1 protein-coding gene is annotated in these 243 nt (G+C 76.1%); it reads right to left on the minus strand.

Features of this window, described 5'->3' with window-relative positions; translation table 11 throughout:
* The coding region (locus FLV34_RS41205; protein WP_222709837.1) for a hypothetical protein at positions 1 to 243 on the minus strand (243 nt) is incomplete at both ends.

Consider the following 243-nt stretch of genomic DNA (forward strand, 5'->3'; position numbering starts at 1 on the left):
TCGCACTCGCCGGGCCGCCGCTCACCGGCATCGCTACCCGTACCGGCACCTGCCTCGGCCTCGGCAGTGTCGAACTCGTCGGCTTCGGCGGGCGCAGGGTCGCCAGCGTTGTCGGCGTCGGGGCAGTCGGTGCCGCCCGCAGTGGGGTCGCCCATCACGCCGGAGGCGGCGCCCTCGGCCCCGGTGGGGTCGTCGGCGCTTTCGGCGTCGCTGTCGCAGTCGCCGGTGGCAACGGCCTCGCTC

Source organism: Microbispora sp. CSR-4 (assembly GCF_008033685.1).
In the GTDB taxonomy this organism is placed as follows: Bacteria; Actinomycetota; Actinomycetes; order Streptosporangiales; family Streptosporangiaceae; genus Microbispora.